This is a genomic window from Streptomyces sp. NPDC003038, from assembly GCF_040611115.1.
Lineage (GTDB): Bacteria > Actinomycetota > Actinomycetes > Streptomycetales > Streptomycetaceae > Streptomyces.
The window spans coordinates 35180-49112 of sequence record NZ_JBEXNN010000014.1 but is presented as its reverse complement, the minus strand read 5'-3'; the positions used below and the strand labels follow the sequence as shown (position 1 = coordinate 49112).

General features: G+C 73.1%; 12 protein-coding genes. 6 read left to right on the top strand and 6 right to left on the bottom strand.

Translation table 11 applies throughout. From position 1 onward, the window contains the following. The first annotated feature begins 16 nt into the window (after positions 1-16). The gene (locus ABZX75_RS19130; RefSeq protein WP_355411913.1) at positions 17-1375 is read left to right on the top strand and encodes an FAD-dependent oxidoreductase; all 1359 of its coding nucleotides are present in this window, start codon (positions 17-19) and stop codon (positions 1373-1375) included. 128 nt (positions 1376-1503) lie between these two features. Beyond that, the gene (locus ABZX75_RS19125) at positions 1504-2115 is read left to right on the top strand and encodes an NIPSNAP family protein (protein ID WP_355411911.1); all 612 of its coding nucleotides are present in this window, start codon (positions 1504-1506) and stop codon (positions 2113-2115) included. A 69-nt stretch (positions 2116-2184) separates the two neighbouring features. Here ABZX75_RS19125 and ABZX75_RS19120 read toward each other — a convergent pair whose 3' ends face one another. From ABZX75_RS19120 to ABZX75_RS19110, 3 genes are all read right to left on the bottom strand, one after another. Further along, positions 2185-2532 carry a helix-turn-helix domain-containing protein gene (locus tag ABZX75_RS19120; RefSeq protein ID WP_355411909.1) on the bottom strand — a complete coding sequence of 116 codons (348 nt, stop codon included), beginning with the start codon at positions 2530-2532 and terminating at the stop codon, positions 2185-2187. Positions 2533-2676: 144 nt separating this feature from the next. Continuing rightward, a complete protein-coding gene (locus ABZX75_RS19115) occupies positions 2677-3777 on the bottom strand; it encodes an NADH:flavin oxidoreductase/NADH oxidase (RefSeq protein WP_355411907.1) in 1101 nt (366 codons plus the stop codon). Between the two features lie 80 nt (positions 3778-3857). After that, positions 3858-5228 carry a wax ester/triacylglycerol synthase family O-acyltransferase gene (locus ABZX75_RS19110; RefSeq protein WP_355411905.1) on the bottom strand — a complete coding sequence of 457 codons (1371 nt, stop codon included), beginning with the start codon at positions 5226-5228 and terminating at the stop codon, positions 3858-3860. Positions 5229-5450: 222 nt separating this feature from the next. On the opposite strand from ABZX75_RS19110, the gene ABZX75_RS19105 reads away from it, so the two are divergent. The 3 genes from ABZX75_RS19105 to ABZX75_RS19095 all read left to right on the top strand — a co-directional run bounded on the left by ABZX75_RS19105 (position 5451) and on the right by ABZX75_RS19095 (position 8275). Beyond that, a complete protein-coding gene (locus tag ABZX75_RS19105; protein ID WP_355411903.1) occupies positions 5451-6542 on the top strand; it encodes an exo-alpha-sialidase in 1092 nt (363 codons plus the stop codon). 35 nt (positions 6543-6577) lie between these two features. Continuing rightward, complete coding sequence (locus ABZX75_RS19100; protein ID WP_355411901.1) at positions 6578-7264, top strand: uracil-DNA glycosylase; 687 nt, start codon at positions 6578-6580, stop codon at positions 7262-7264. 96 nt (positions 7265-7360) lie between these two features. Continuing rightward, entirely contained in the window at positions 7361-8275 is a 915-nt protein-coding gene (locus tag ABZX75_RS19095) for a hypothetical protein (RefSeq protein WP_355411899.1), read from the top strand. Between the two features lie 88 nt (positions 8276-8363). Here ABZX75_RS19095 and ABZX75_RS19090 read toward each other — a convergent pair whose 3' ends face one another. The 3 genes from ABZX75_RS19090 to ABZX75_RS19080 all read right to left on the bottom strand — a co-directional run bounded on the left by ABZX75_RS19090 (position 8364) and on the right by ABZX75_RS19080 (position 11456). Beyond that, positions 8364-9422 carry a lactonase family protein gene (locus tag ABZX75_RS19090; protein ID WP_355411897.1) on the bottom strand — a complete coding sequence of 353 codons (1059 nt, stop codon included), beginning with the start codon at positions 9420-9422 and terminating at the stop codon, positions 8364-8366. A gap of 62 nt (positions 9423-9484) precedes the next feature. After that, positions 9485-10633, bottom strand: a complete 1149-nt coding sequence (locus ABZX75_RS19085) for a nitric oxide synthase oxygenase (RefSeq protein WP_355411895.1) — start codon at positions 10631-10633, stop codon at positions 9485-9487. 229 nt (positions 10634-10862) lie between these two features. Then, entirely contained in the window at positions 10863-11456 is a 594-nt protein-coding gene (locus tag ABZX75_RS19080) for a GNAT family N-acetyltransferase (protein ID WP_355411893.1), read from the bottom strand. Between the two features lie 152 nt (positions 11457-11608). Here ABZX75_RS19080 and ABZX75_RS19075 point away from each other — a divergent pair, with 152 nt between their 5' ends. Further along, positions 11609-13927 carry an ATP-binding domain-containing protein gene (locus ABZX75_RS19075; RefSeq protein WP_355411891.1) on the top strand — a complete coding sequence of 773 codons (2319 nt, stop codon included), beginning with the start codon at positions 11609-11611 and terminating at the stop codon, positions 13925-13927. Positions 13928-13933 lie beyond the last annotated feature (6 nt).

Sequence of the window (13933 nt, the reverse complement as noted above, 5' to 3'; positions counted from 1 at the left end):
CGGGAGGAGTTCCGCCGTGCTTCGTGTCGCCGTCGTCGGATCGGGCCCCAGCGGGGTCTACGCCGCCCAGACACTGGTCGAGCAGCGTGAGGTGCCGGGCGTGCGCGTGGACGTACTGGACCGGCTGCCCGCTCCGTACGGACTCGTGCGGTACGGGGTCGCCCCCGACCACGAGAAGATCAAGTCTCTCCAGGGCAGCCTGCGCACCGTGCTGGAGGACGAGCGGATCCGCTTCCTCGGAAACGTCGAGGTCGGCGGCGAGCAGCTGTCCACGCGGCGGCTGCTCGAGCTGTACCACGCGGTGGTGTACTGCGTGGGGGCGGCGCGGGACCGGCTGCTCGGCATCCCCGGTGAGGAGCTGGCCGGGGTGCATTCCGCTACGGCCTTCGTGTCCTGGTACAGCGGTCATCCCGATGCGGCGTCCGAGGCCTTCGGCCTGCCGGGCGTGGGCTCGGCGGTGGTGGTCGGGGCGGGCAACGTCGCCGTCGACGTGACCCGGATGCTGGCCCGGGGCCTGCCGGAGCTCACGCCGACCGACATGCCGCAGCCCGCGCTCGGCGCATTGGCGGACAGCGGGGTGCGCACGGTGGCGATGGTGGCCAGACGCGGGCCCTCGCAGGGCAAGTTCACCACCAAGGAGCTGCGCGAACTGGGCACGCTGCCCGGGGTGGACACCCTGGTGGACCCGGCCGAACTGGCCATTGACCCCACGTACGCCGACCCGGGCGCGGCGGCCGCGCTGCCCGCGGTGGCGCGCAGGAACCTCGAGGTGCTGCGCGGCTGGGCCCAGCAGGGCCCGGGCGACGCCCGGCGCCACATCGCCCTGCGGTTCTACCTGCGGCCGGTGGAGGTCCTGGGCGGGCCCGACGGCCGGGTCGTCGCGATGCGCTTCGAGCGGACCGCCCCCGACGGCCGCGGCGGGGTGAGCGGTACGGGCGTGTACGAGGACATCGAGGCGCAGTTGGTGCTGCGGTCGGTCGGCTACAAGGGCGTCCCGCTGCCCGGCCTGCCCTTCGACCCGGCGACGGGTACGGTCCCGCACGCCGCGGGCCGGGTCCTGCGCGCGGGCCGGGCCTCGCCCGGCGAGTACGTGGCGGGCTGGATCAAGCGCGGCCCGACCGGGGTGATCGGCACCAACCGGCCCTGCTCCAAGGAGACCGTGTCCTCGCTGCTCCAGGACGCGGGGATGCTGGCCCGGCGCGAGCTGCCCGGAGATCCCCTCGACGTCCTGGGGGCGGCGGGTCTGCGCCCGGTGCTGTGGCCGGGCTGGCTCGCCATCGAATCGGCGGAGGCCGAGCTGGGGCGCTCGCTGGGCCGCCGCTCGGTGAAGATCCCGGACTGGCCCGGGCTGCTGGGAGCGGCGGGCCTGGCATAGGGGCATGCCGTCGGGCCATGCCGCGTGACCGTCACCGTCGGCCGCTTCCCTCGGCACTTCCATCGGCCGCTTCCTTCGCCCGTATCCACTGACGGGAGCTGTCAGTGGATACGCCATAGCCTCGCGGCATGAACGCCATTGTCGAACTGCGCCAGTACACCCTCCGCCCGGGAGCGCGGGACACCCTGATCGACCTCTTCGAGCGGGAGTTCGTCACCGGACAGGAGGCGGTCGGCATCACCGTGGGCGGCCGGTTCCGGGACCTGGACGACCCGGACCGCTTCGTCTGGCTCCGCGGCTTCTCGGACATGGAGGCGCGGGCCCGGGCTCTGCACGCCTTCTACTCCGGCCCCGTATGGCAGGCCCACCGTGATGCCGCCAACGCGACCATGCTGGACTCGGACGACGTGCTCCTGCTGCGCGGACCGGGTTTCGCGGCCCCGGACACCGCCGGGCCGGTGGTCGCGACCGTCTGCCGTCCCTCGGACGCCGCGGACTTCGCCGCCCACTTCGAGCAGCACCTGCGCCCCGCTCTGGCCGCCGCCGGAACTCCCGCACTGGGGGTCCACCGCACCGAGCACGCGGAGAACGACTTCCCCGCGCTGCCGGTCCGGACCGGTGAGGACGTCCTGCTCTGGTTCACGGCGGGAGAGGCAGAGCCCCTGCCGGACCTGTCGGCCCGTCTGAAGTCGCCTCCGCAGCGGCTGCGGCTGGAGCCCGTGCGGAGCCGGCGCGCTTGATACCCGTCCCGAGCCGGCGCGCTTGATACCCGTCCCGAGCCGGCGCGCTTGATGCCCGTCCGGCGGCCGTCAGCCGGCCAGCCGCGCCTCCTCGGCGGCGGCGGACGTGAGGACGCTGTCGAGGAGGCCGGGGAAGAGGGACTCCAGCTCGTCGCGGCGCAGGCCGTTGAGCTTGGTCGTGCCGCGGTAGGTCTGACGTACGACGCCGCTCTCGCGCAGGACGCGGAAGTGATGGGTCGTGGTCGATTTGGTGACGGGCAGCTCGAAGGACGAGCAGGCCAGTTCGGCGTCCGAGCCCGCGAGATCGCGGACGATGGACAGCCGGACCGGATCGGAGAGCGCGTGCAGCACTCCCTCCAGGCGGATGTCGGTGGCTTCGGGGTGGGCGAGGGCGCGGGCCGCGTCACGTTCCGTCATGTGCCTGCTCCGCTCATCCGGCTTGGCTGTCGTTTTGCCTGTCGTTTTGCCTGTCGTTCGGCTCGTTCGGGACCCATCGTACGAGAGTCGTCGTAGGAGCGGCGGGGTGCGGCCCGGGCAGGGGGCGCCCGAGCCGCATCCGCTTCACCAGGACCGGTGGTACTGGTCGGGCGTACGGAGCTCCGCGCCGAGTTCGGCGGCCGCGCGGCGGGCCCAGTACGGGTCACGCAGCAGCTCGCGGCCCAGCAGCACCGCGTCGGCCTCGCCGTTGGCCAGGACCTTCTCGGCCTGGGCCGGCTCGGTGATCAGGCCGACGGCGGCCACGGGCAGCGTGGTCTCGGCCTTGACGCGGGCCGCGAACGGCACCTGGTAGCCGGGGCCGACCGGGATGGTCACCCCGGGGGCGAGGCCGCCGGTGGAGACGTCCAGGAGGTCCACCCCGTGCTCCTGGAGCAGCCGGGCCAGTTCGACCGTCTCGTCGGTGCTCCAGCCGTCCCGTTCCAGCCAGTCGGTGGCGGAGATCCGGAAGAACAGCGGCAGCTCCTCGGGCCACACCGCCCGTACGGCGTCCACGACGTCGAGGGCGAAGCGGGTCCGGTTCTCGAAGGAGCCGCCGTACGCGTCGGTGCGCTTGTTGCTGTGCGGAGAGAGGAACTCGCCGATCAGGTACCCGTGGGCGCCGTGGATCTCGACGATCTCGTACCCCGCGGTGAGTGCGCGCCCGGCCGCGGCCGCGAACTGGCCGACGATCTCGTGAATCTCCTCGTGCGTCAGCTCGTGCGGCACCGGGTGGCCCTCGGCGAACGGCACGGCGCTCGGGGCGCTCGGCTGCCAGCCATGGGCCTCGGGTCCGACCGGACCGCCGCCCTTCCAGGTCCGGTCGGTGGACGCCTTTCGGCCGGCATGGGCGATCTGGATGCCGGGCACCGTCCCCTGGGCCTTGAGGAAGGAGGTGATCCGGCGCAGCGCCTCGACCTGGGTGTCGTTCCAGATGCCGAGGTCGTAGGGGGAGATCCGGCCCTCCGGGGAGACGGCGGTGGCCTCCTGGATGATCAGGCCGGTGCCGCCGACGGCGCGGGCCGCGTAGTGGGCGAAGTGCCAGTCGTGGGCGACGCCCGCGTTCGGGCCGAAGGCCTCGGCGCTGTACTGGCACATCGGGGCCATCCACACGCGGTTCGGGATGGTGACCGACCGCATGGTCCAGGGGGTGAACAGGGCGGTGAAGGTAGCGGGGGCAGCACTCATCAGGGCTCTCCAGAGGTCACCGTGCGCGCCGGGGGTCGGCGGCTAAGTACGAGACTCACCGTACTACGAAAACCCTCGTACTACGAGACCTCTCGTACAAGCATGTCCAGTTCCGCGCGCAAGGCCCCGGCCAGGGCGTCCACGTCCGGAACGGCGGCCGCGTCGGCGACCAGTCCGTAGTGGACCGTGCCCTTGTAGGTGGAGACCGCGACGGCGAGGGACTGGCCGCGGGCGAGCGGCGCGAGCGGGTAGACCTCCCGGACGCGGCTGCCGCCGAGGGAGAAGGTCAGGCCGGGCAGCGGGACGCTGGTGATCAGGATGTCGTAGAGCAGCCGGGCGGCCTGCGCCACGAGCGGGCCGCCGAGCCGGTGGCCGAGCGGGTGGACGTGGTCGGCGAGCAGCGCGACGGCACCGGCGCCGCGCGCGGGCCCGGCGTCCTTGTTGCGGTCCATCGCGATCCGGACGCGGTACAGGCGGCGCAGCGCGTCGGGTTCGCAGAGCGGGAGCCGGAGCAGGTACCCGGAGAGCCGGTTCCCGGCGCCGCCGCCCCCGGGGCCGCGGCGGCGGGACACCGGGATCAGCGCGCGCGGGCCGGGCTCCCGGGGCGCGGGGGCACCGCGCCCGGCCAGCCAGCGCCGCAGCGCGCCGGCGACCAGGGTGATCAGCACGTCGTTCACCGTGCCGCCGGTGGTCTTGCGGATCAGGTTGACCTCGTCCAGGTCGAGCGCGAGGCCCGCGACCGTCCGGGTACCCGCCACGCCGGCCGGGTCGGCGGTGAGCGCTTCGGGGACCCCGAGCGGCAGCCCGGCGCGCGCCACGGCCGCGCCGATCTCCAGGGCCTGGCCGACGTCCTGCACCCGGGAGGCCAAGGCTCCGGGCAGGCGGCTCAGCGCGGATCCGGCCCGCTGTTCGGGCAGCGGTCGCGCGGGAGCACGCAGGGGTGGCCCCTCGTCGAAGAGGGAGGCGGCCAGGGCGAGCGCGCCCAGACCGTCGGCGAGGGCGTGGTGGAACTTGAACAGCACCGCGAAGGAGTCGGGGTCCGGCCCGGCCAGTACGTGCGCCTCCCACGGCGGAAGGCGGCGGTCCAGCGGCCGGGCCATCAGCGGGCCCGCGGCGGCCGGCAGATCCGCCGCCGCAGGCTGCGGCCCCTCCCGACCGGGCGCGCCGGTCGCCGTCGCCGTCGTCGTCCGTACGAGGAACACGTGCCGCGCCGGGTCGAAATCGGGGTCGGGCGACCAGGCGGCCGCGCCGAAGGGCAGCAGCACGTCGTGGATGCGGCGGCGCAAGCCCGGGACGGCGGCGCAGCGGGCGGTGAGCAGTTCGGCGGCGTGCTCGGCGGCGCCGGGGCCGGCGGCGGTGAAGACCGCGAGGGCGCCGAGGTGCATGGGGTGGGCGGCGGATTCGATCCGCCAGAAGGCGAGGTCGAGCGGGGACAGGTGCTCGGTGGCCACGTAGGTCCTCTCGCATGCGGCAGCAGAAACCTGAAGTCAATCCATTTCGGACACCCTCATGCAAGCAACAACCATTTCCATAGCGTGAATGATCGGTATCGATCACCTACTTAGAGCCTCGCGGCGCCCGCCGGGCCCCTGTCAGTGGGTGGGTGCACACTGGCCGGAAAGACGCCCGCAAGGAACGCCCTGCAAGGACGACGAAGTCCGGAGGTGCCGGCCATGGCCGACGTACTGCTGCTCGTGGGAACCCGCAAAGGACTCTTCATCGGCCGCCGACAAGGCGGCGGCCAGTGGGAGTTCGGCGAGCCCCGGTTCAACGCCCAGGCCGTCTACGCGGTCGCGATCGACCGGCGGGGCCCGGCGCCGCGGCTGCTGGTCGGCGGGGACAGCTCGCACTGGGGACCTTCCGTCTTCAGCTCCGACGACCTGGGGGCGACCTGGCACCAACCCGCCGCGGCCGCCGTGAAGTTCCCCCAGGACACCGGCGCCTCTCTGGAGCGTGTCTGGCAGCTGCAGCCGGCCGGGCCCGAGGCCCCGGACGTGGTCTATGCGGGGACGGAGCCGGCCGCGTTGTTCCGCTCGGCGGACCGCGGCGAGTCCTTCGAGCTGGTCCGCCCCCTGTGGGAGCACCCGAGCCGTAAGAGCTGGATGCCGGGCGGCGGTGGCGAGGCGCTGCACACGGTCCTGACGGACTCCGCCGACCCGGAGGTGGTCACGGTGGCGGTCTCCACCGCCGGGGTGTTCCGGACCAAGGACGGCGGGGCGAGCTGGGCACCCTCCAACGAGGGGGTCTCGGCGGTCTTCCTGCCGGACCCCCATCCCGAATTCGGCCAGTGCGTGCACAAGATCGCCCGGGACGCCGGAGATCCGGACCGGCTGTATCTGCAGAACCACTGGGGTGTCTACCGCAGCGACGACGCGGGGGCCCGGTGGACGGACATCGGCGGCGGGCTCCCCTCGGACTTCGGCTTCGCCGTGGCAGCCCACCCCCACCGGCCGGACACCGCGTACGTCTTCCCGCTCAACGCCGACTCCGACCGGGTCCCGGCCGAGCACCGGTGCCGTGTCTTCCGCACGCAGGACGCGGGCGCCAGTTGGGAACCGCTGACGCGGGGACTGCCGGCCGACGACCACTACGGCACGGTGCTGCGGGACGCGCTGTGCACGGACGACGCGGATCCGGCGGGGATCTACTTCGGCAACCGCAACGGCGAGTTGTACGCCAGCCACGACGACGGGAACAGCTGGCACCTGCTGGCCGAGCACTTGCCGGACGTGCTGTGCGTGCGGGCGGCGGTGCTGAGCCGGTAGAAGGCCCGGTGGATCGGCCAGTAGAGTGATCCACCGTGGCAGCACGACCGTTGAACGAGATCGTCGAGCCGGGCTGGGCCCGGGCTCTGGAGCCGGTGGCGGGGCAGATCGCCGCCATGGGTGACTTCCTGCGCGCCGAGGTCGCGGCCGGGAGAACGTACGTCCCGGCCGGGGCCAACGTGCTGCGCGCCTTCCAGCAGCCCTTCGACGAGGTCAAGGTCCTCATCGTCGGCCAGGACCCCTATCCCACCCCGGGGCACGCCGTCGGGCTGTCCTTCTCGGTGGCCCCCGAGGTGCGGCCCGTGCCGCCCAGCCTCGACAACATCTTCCTGGAACTGCACCGCGATCTCGGTACCGGCCGGCCCGCGAACGGCGACCTCACCCCCTGGACCCGGCAGGGCGTGCTGCTGCTCAACCGCTCCCTCACCACCGCCCCGCGCCGGTCGAACGCGCACCAGGGCAAGGGCTGGGAGCTCGTCACCGACCAGGCGATCCGGGCCCTGGCGGCACGCGGCAAGCCGCTGGTCTCCATCCTCTGGGGCCGGGCGGCCCGCAATCTGCGCCCCCTGCTCGGCGAACTGCCGGTGGTGGAGTCCTCCCACCCCTCCCCCAAATCCGCCGACTACGGATTCTTCGGCTCCAGGCCCTTCAGCAGGACGAACGAACTCCTGAAGGACCAGGGTGCACAGCCCGTGGACTGGCAGTTGCCCTCCGTCAGTTGAGCCTGTATGAAATTCACCGGATAAATACGGACAGATGCCGCCCGAGAAGGCCCTGCCCGAACACCCGGTTCCGATAAACCAGTAGCATGCGGCGCCATGAGCTCCCCCACTGGGCCCGCAAATGGCCTGCCCGTACGAATGCCGCGACCCCGCCAGACCGGACGGCACCGCCGGCCCGAGCCCGCGGTGGCGCCCGAGGGCGCGCCCGCGCTGGTGCTCGCCGTGCCCGGTGTCCCCTCCGCCGCCTCGCGGCAGCTCGCGGAAGAGATCATCAGCATCGGCCGCTCCGAACTGCCCGGCCTGGACGGCCGGATCGGCTTCCTCGACGGTGACGACGCCTCCGAGTTCCCGTCCCTGTCGGGCGTGCTGACCGCCATCGCGACCGAGCGCACCGCGCGCGCGGAGTTCGCCCGCGCCGCCGGCCACGAGGTGCCCGCGCCGACCGGGCCGGACGCCGTCGTCGTGCCGCTGCTGGCCGGCCCGGACGGCGATCTGCTGCGTCGCGTGCGCCAGGCGCTGATGGACTCCTCGGCCGCCGCCGAACTGGCCGACGTACTCGGCCCGCACCCGCTGCTCGCCGAAGGCCTGCACGTGCGGCTGTCCGAGGCCGGGCTGGCCCGCGCCGACCGCGCCCGGCTCTTCACGGTGACGACCGCCGCCGACGGCATCGTCCTGGCCACCACCGGTGGCGAGGAGGCCGTACAGGCCGCCGGGATCACCGGCATGCTGCTGGCCGCCCGGCTCGCCGTGCCCGTCAAGGCGGCCGCGCTGGATCAGGAGGGCTCGGTGGCCTCGGTCGCCGACCAACTGCGCCGCGAGGGCTCCGCCCAGCTGGCGCTCGCCCCGTACCTGATCGGCCCGGAGGCCGCCGAGGGGCTGCTGGACACCGCCTGCAAGGAGGCGGACTGCGCCGCCGCCGAGGTACTCGGCGCCTACCCCGCGCTCGGCAAGCTCGCCGTCGCGCAGTACTCCGCGGCCCTCGGGATCACCCAGGGCGCCGCGGCGAACTGACCCGTACCGTCGCACGGACGAGGGCCCGCTCCCGGGATCGCGGGGGCGGGCCCTCGTCCGTGCCGTGCGGGCGGTGGGCCCGACCGGGTCAGGCGAAGACCACGCAGGCGGCCGCGGGGACCTCCAGCCGGCCGGCCCGGCGCAGCTGCCCCGTCCGCTGGTCGACGTCGAACCACGTGACGTTCCCGGACCACTCGTTGGCCACGTACAGCCGGCGTCCCGAAGGGTCGGCCACGAGATCCCGAGGCCAGCTGCCGCCAGCGTCCACGGTGTCCGTGAGCTGCGGCTTCTCGGTCCTGCCGGAGAGCGAGAGGGTGGCGATGGCGTCGGCGCCCCGGATCGCCGCCCAGACGAAGCGCCCGTCCCGTGAGACGACCACCTCCGACGGATAGTCCCGTGCGGCCCCTGGAGAGCCCGCGGAGGCGACCGGAACCTCACCGACCGGTTCCAGCTGCCCCGACGCCGGATTCCAGCGGCAGACGGTCAGCTGCGGCTCCAGCTCGTGGAGTACGTACACCACGTCACCGTCCGGATGGAAGGCGAGGTGGCGGGGACCGGTCCCGGCGCGCAGCACGGTCTCGGCGTGCATCCGCAGCGCCCCCGTGGCCTGGTCGAGCGAGCAGACCCGTACCGAGTCGGTGCCGAGGTCCACGCTGAGCACCCAGCGGCCGGACGGGTCGGGCAGCACCTGGTGGGCGTGCGGCCGGTCCTGCCGGTCCGGATCGGGTCCGGAGCCCTGGTGCGCGAGCACGCGGGGCGGCCCGCCCAGGCTGCCGTCGGCGGCGAGCGGGAGGCTGCTGACACTGCCGGAGGTGTACTGGGCGGTGAGCAACCGGCGGCCGGCCACGCTGAGATGGGTGGGTCCGGAGCCTCCGACGCCGACGGCCGGGCCGAGGGCGGTGAGCCCCTCGGCGGTCGGGCGGAAGGCGGCCACCGCGCCCTGCTCGGTCTCGCTCACCGCGTAGAGCACACCCGAGACCGGGTCGAGGGTGAGGCAGGAGGGGTTCTCGGGGGCGTCTGTGACCGCGAGCGGGGTCAGCGCCCCGGTGGCCGGGTCCACCGCCGCCGTGAGGATCCCGCGGCCGCCCCCCGAGGTGAAGGAGCCGATGTAGGCCCGCCGTCCGCCGTCCTGGTCCGTCGTGTCCACGTCGCCCACCGGGTGCCCTCTCCGCCGTTCGGAATCGTTGGGGGGCGACGCTAACAGAAGGTCTAGACCAAGTCCCGCCCCTGCGCCCTTTCCAGCGCGCCGGGGTGATGTACGTAGGCCGGGTGGCTCTGTCGGTCCTCGTACGTGCGGTGGAAGACCGGGGTCGCGGAGCCGGAGATCGGCGGCACGATCCAGGCCCATTCGGCGCCCACCTCACGCCCCTTGCGCTCCTCCCGTTCCATGTGGGTCAGGAAGCGCCGGGACTCCGTGTGATGGTCGGCGATGGTGACCCCGGCCCGGTCGAAGGAGTGCAGGACCGCCCGGTTGAGCTCGACCAGCGCGCGGTCCTTCCAGAGCGAGCGCTCGGTGGACGTGTCGAGGCCGAGGCGGCGGGCGACGGCGGGCAGCATGTTGTAGCGGTCGGTGTCGGCGAGGTTGCGGGCGCCTATCTCGGTGCCCATGTACCACCCGTTGAAGGGGGCGGCCGGGTAGTGCACGCCGCCGATCTCGAGGCACATGTTCGAGATGGCGGGTACGGCGTGCCAGCGCAGCCCCCAGTCCGCCCAGCCGTCGCCGTCGCGGTCGCCGTCGGGATGCTCGATCGGCACCTCCAGCACGGCGTCCCCGGGGGTGTCGAACCAGCGGGGCTTGTCGTCGACGCCCTGGACCACCAGGGGAAGGAGGTCGAAGGGGGTGCCGGGGCCGCCGGACCAGCCGAGCCGGAGCAGGGCCTCGGTGAGCGGGGCGTTGCGGGCGTCGCCGACGATGATGGAGTGGTGGTCGCCGTAGCCGGCGTACCGCACGAGCTGCTCACTCCAGATCAGGGGGCCGGGACGGTCCGGCGCGTCGGGGGCGAAGACCGTGATCATCGGCCGGACCCGGCCGCCGTTGGTCGCCTCGCGCAGGTGCTCGAAGCACTCGGAGGCGATCTGGTCGGCGTCGGTGAGCTCGCGGCGGTCGCGGACCCGCAGCGAGTTCCAGTAGAGCCTGCCTATACAGCGGTTGCTGTTGCGCCAGGCCACACGGGCACCGTGGACCAGTTCCTCGGGCGTGTGCCGGTAGGTGCCGGACTCGGCGATCTCGGCCCGTACGGCGAGGAGCCGGGCCCTCGGATCACCGGCGTCCGGATTCTCCCGGTGGAAGAGCCGGATGAACTCCTCGGCCGCTTCCCACACCTGGGCGGTGGTGGAGCGCCGTCGCGGTATTTTCATTCCGGGCGATTACCCCTTGTGCGGCCAGATCCACCCCGCCCATGCCGGATGAATGTGCGATGGACAAACACCTCTTGTGCATGCCGCAGGTCAGCGTAGTGCGGCGGGAGCGCCCTGAACACTCACCCGAGTGATCCCCACGGGTCGGGCAGCGGAAGGGAACGGGTGGCACGTATGATTCGCCGGCCTCCGAAAGCCGAGCCGGAGCAGACGGGCCGCTCCACCGCGTTCAGCGACAGGGCCGGCTCATGAAGAGCGCCTGCTCGCCGGCGGAGGGCGTGCCGTCGTACAGCGTGGTGTCGAGACCGCAGAGGGTGAATCCCAGACGCCGGTAGGCGTGCACGGCGGGGGCATTGACGGAGCTGACCTCCAACCAGAGGTGTTCGGCGCCCCGTTCACGGGCGAAGGCGGCCGCACACTCCATCAACGCGCGGCCGATGCCCCGGCCCCGGTCGCCGGGAGAGACCTCGATGTCCTCGATCGTCAGCCGCCGGTTCCAGGCGGAGTAGCCGACCGCGGCGAAGCCGCACAGCCGCCCGCCGTCGAGGGCGACGTAGGTTCGCGCGTCCGCCTGCAGGCCCGTTCCCGCGGAGCCGCCGAGTACCTGTTCGTCGTGCTCCTCGGGCGGGAACATCTTGTGGACCGGCGGGTCGACGGGGACCTCGTGGAGCGTGAAGCCGGCGTCGGTGGCGACCACCTCGAAGACGGAGTCGGTGGTGAAGGAGCCGTCCAGGGCCTCGATGGCCCCCGCGTCCTGCGGCCGGGCGAGCCGGTAGGAGATGCCGTGGGGCGAGCCGGACGGGGCGCCTTGTGCGGTGGTCATGGCACCCACCGTACGCAAAAAATCCCCCGGCCGAATTGGCTGCGCCAATTGCTACCGAGGGACGAGAGTGCGTATATTTGACGTTTCATATCTTCACCAAAGAAGACACGTAAAGAACTGTACGTCCACACTGTAACGCGGCAGGAGTGCAATTGTCAACCGAGGAATTCCGGAAAGAGCAGCAGTTCGTCACCGGCCTCTATCGCCGCCTCGACCACCTGCGTGACCAGGCCGAACGCTCTGTCCAGGGGGCATTGCGCGACACCGGCAGCGGGTATCAGGCCCGCCTGGAACGCGATGTCCTGGTCGCCGAACAGTCCGGTCTGCTATCCGCGCTGAATACGGGCGAGAACGGCCTCTGCTTCGGCCGGCTGGAGTTCTCCGACGGCCGCGACCACCACATCGGCCGGATCGGAATCCGCGCCGACGACGCCGAGCGCACCCCGATGGTGCTGGACTGGCGCGCCGAGGTGGCCCGCCCGTTCTACCTCGCCACCGGCCACACCCCCATGGGCCTGCGCCGCAGGCGGCACATCACCAGCCGGGAGCGGGTGGTCACCGCTCTCCACGACGAGATCCTCGATCTGACCGACGCCGAGCGCACGGGTCACGAGGGGGCCGACGCGGACGCGGTGCTGCTCGCCGCACTCGACGCCGGCCGCACCGGCCGCATGCACGACATCGTGCGCACCATCCAGGCCGAGCAGGACCGGGTGATCCGCTCGCCGCACCGGGGGGTGCTGGTCGTCGAGGGCGGTCCCGGCACCGGCAAGACCGCGGTCGCGCTCCACCGCGCCGCCTACCTCCTGTACGCGCACCGGGAACTGCTCGCCAAGCGCGGAGTGCTGATCGTGGGGCCGGGCCCGGCCTTCCTCGGCTACATCGGCGAGGTACTCCCCTCGCTCGGCGAGACGGGCGTCCTGCTCGCCACCCCGGGCGAGCTCTTCCCCGGCGTCCACGCCACCGCCGCCGACCGTCCCGGGGCCGCCGCGGTCAAGGGCCGGGCCGTGATGGCGGACGTCCTGGCCCGGGTCGTCGCCGACCGCCAGCGCCTCCCCGAAACCGTGCCGGCCGCCAGCGGCGAGGAGTACGACACGGTCCCCGAACCGGCCCTGGAGATCGACCACGACGACTACGGAACCCTGCTGCTGGACCGGACCATGGCGCACGAGGCACGCGACCGGGCCCGGGCCACGGGGCTGCCGCACAACCAGGCGCGCGCCACCTTCGCCTTCCGCATCATCGACGCGCTCACCGAGCAGCTCGCCGACCGGCTGGGCGCCGATCCGTACGGCGGCCCGAACCTGCTCGGCGCGGACGACGTCGCCCAGCTCGGCAAGGAGATCGCGATGAGCTCCGCCGTGCACTGCGCGATCGACACGCTCTGGCCCACCCTCACCCCCGAGCGGCTGGTGGCCGAGTTCCTCGCGGAGCCCGCGTACCTGCCCCCGCACGAGGCCGAGCTGATCCGCCGGGAGGCTACGGCGAGGCTGCGCTGGACCCCGGCCGACGTACCGCTGCTGGACGAGGCGGCCGAGCTGCTCGGGGAGGACGACAGTGCCCGGCGGGTGGCGGCGGAGCGGGAACGCCTGCAGCGCGTCGCGTACGCGCAGGGCGTGCTGGACCTGTCGGAGGGCTCGCAGTCGTACGAGTTCGAGGACGAGGAGAAGGAGTTCCTCGCGGCGCACGACATCATCGACGCCGAGCGGATGGCCGAGCGCCACGAGGAGGCCGACCACCGCAGCACGGCCGAGCGGGCCGCCGCCGACCGCACGTGGGCCTTCGGGCACGTCATCGTGGACGAGGCGCAGGAACTGTCGGAGATGGCGTGGCGGCTGCTGATGCGGCGCTGCCCGACCCGGTCCATGACGCTGGTCGGCGATCCGGCGCAGACCGCCGAGGAGGCGGGCTGCGGATCCTGGGAGCGGATCCTCGAGCCGTACGTGGACGACCGCTGGGAGCTGGTCCGGCTGGGGGTCAACTACCGCACGCCCGCGGAGATCATGGAGGTGGCGGCCTGTGTGCTGCGCGCCCGCGATGCCGCCTTCGAACCGCCGAGTTCGGTGCGGTCCACCGGGGTGCGGCCGTGGGCCCGGGCCACCGGGGATCCGGCGCGGGCGGTCGCGGAGGCCGTGGCGGAGGCGCTCCCGGCCGAGGGCCGGCTCGCGGTGATCGCGCCGCGTGCGCTGCACGTGCCGCTGGCCGCCGCGCTGCCGGGAGTACGGGCGGGCGAGGAGCCGGATCTGACCCGGGAGCTGGTCCTCCTCGATCCGCGTCAGGCCAAGGGGCTGGAGTTCGACACGGTGATCGTGGTGGAGCCCGCCGACCTCCAGCCGAGCGACCTCTACGTGGCGCTGACCCGGGCCACCCAGGCCCTCGGCGTGGTGCACACCGCCGGCCGGCTGCCCGCGGGCCTGGCGCAGGCTCCTGAGGGGCTGCTGCTCAGGCACGGGCCTGGCGCCAGCTCCTGAGGGGCT

What these genes read in the sequence shown, in the direction of transcription:
- ABZX75_RS19105 (WP_355411903.1), top strand. Translation starts at nt 5,451, where the DNA reads ATGGCCGACGTACTGCTGCTCGTGGGAACCCGCAAAGGACTCTTCATC.
- ABZX75_RS19085 (WP_355411895.1), bottom strand. Translation starts at nt 10,633, where the DNA reads ATGAAAATACCGCGACGGCGCTCCACCACCGCCCAGGTGTGGGAAGCG.
- ABZX75_RS19080 (WP_355411893.1), bottom strand. Translation starts at nt 11,456, where the DNA reads ATGACCACCGCACAAGGCGCCCCGTCCGGCTCGCCCCACGGCATCTCC.
- ABZX75_RS19120 (WP_355411909.1), bottom strand. Translation starts at nt 2,532, where the DNA reads ATGACGGAACGTGACGCGGCCCGCGCCCTCGCCCACCCCGAAGCCACC.
- ABZX75_RS19125 (WP_355411911.1), top strand. Translation starts at nt 1,504, where the DNA reads ATGAACGCCATTGTCGAACTGCGCCAGTACACCCTCCGCCCGGGAGCG.
- ABZX75_RS19115 (WP_355411907.1), bottom strand. Translation starts at nt 3,777, where the DNA reads ATGAGTGCTGCCCCCGCTACCTTCACCGCCCTGTTCACCCCCTGGACC.
- ABZX75_RS19095 (WP_355411899.1), top strand. Translation starts at nt 7,361, where the DNA reads ATGAGCTCCCCCACTGGGCCCGCAAATGGCCTGCCCGTACGAATGCCG.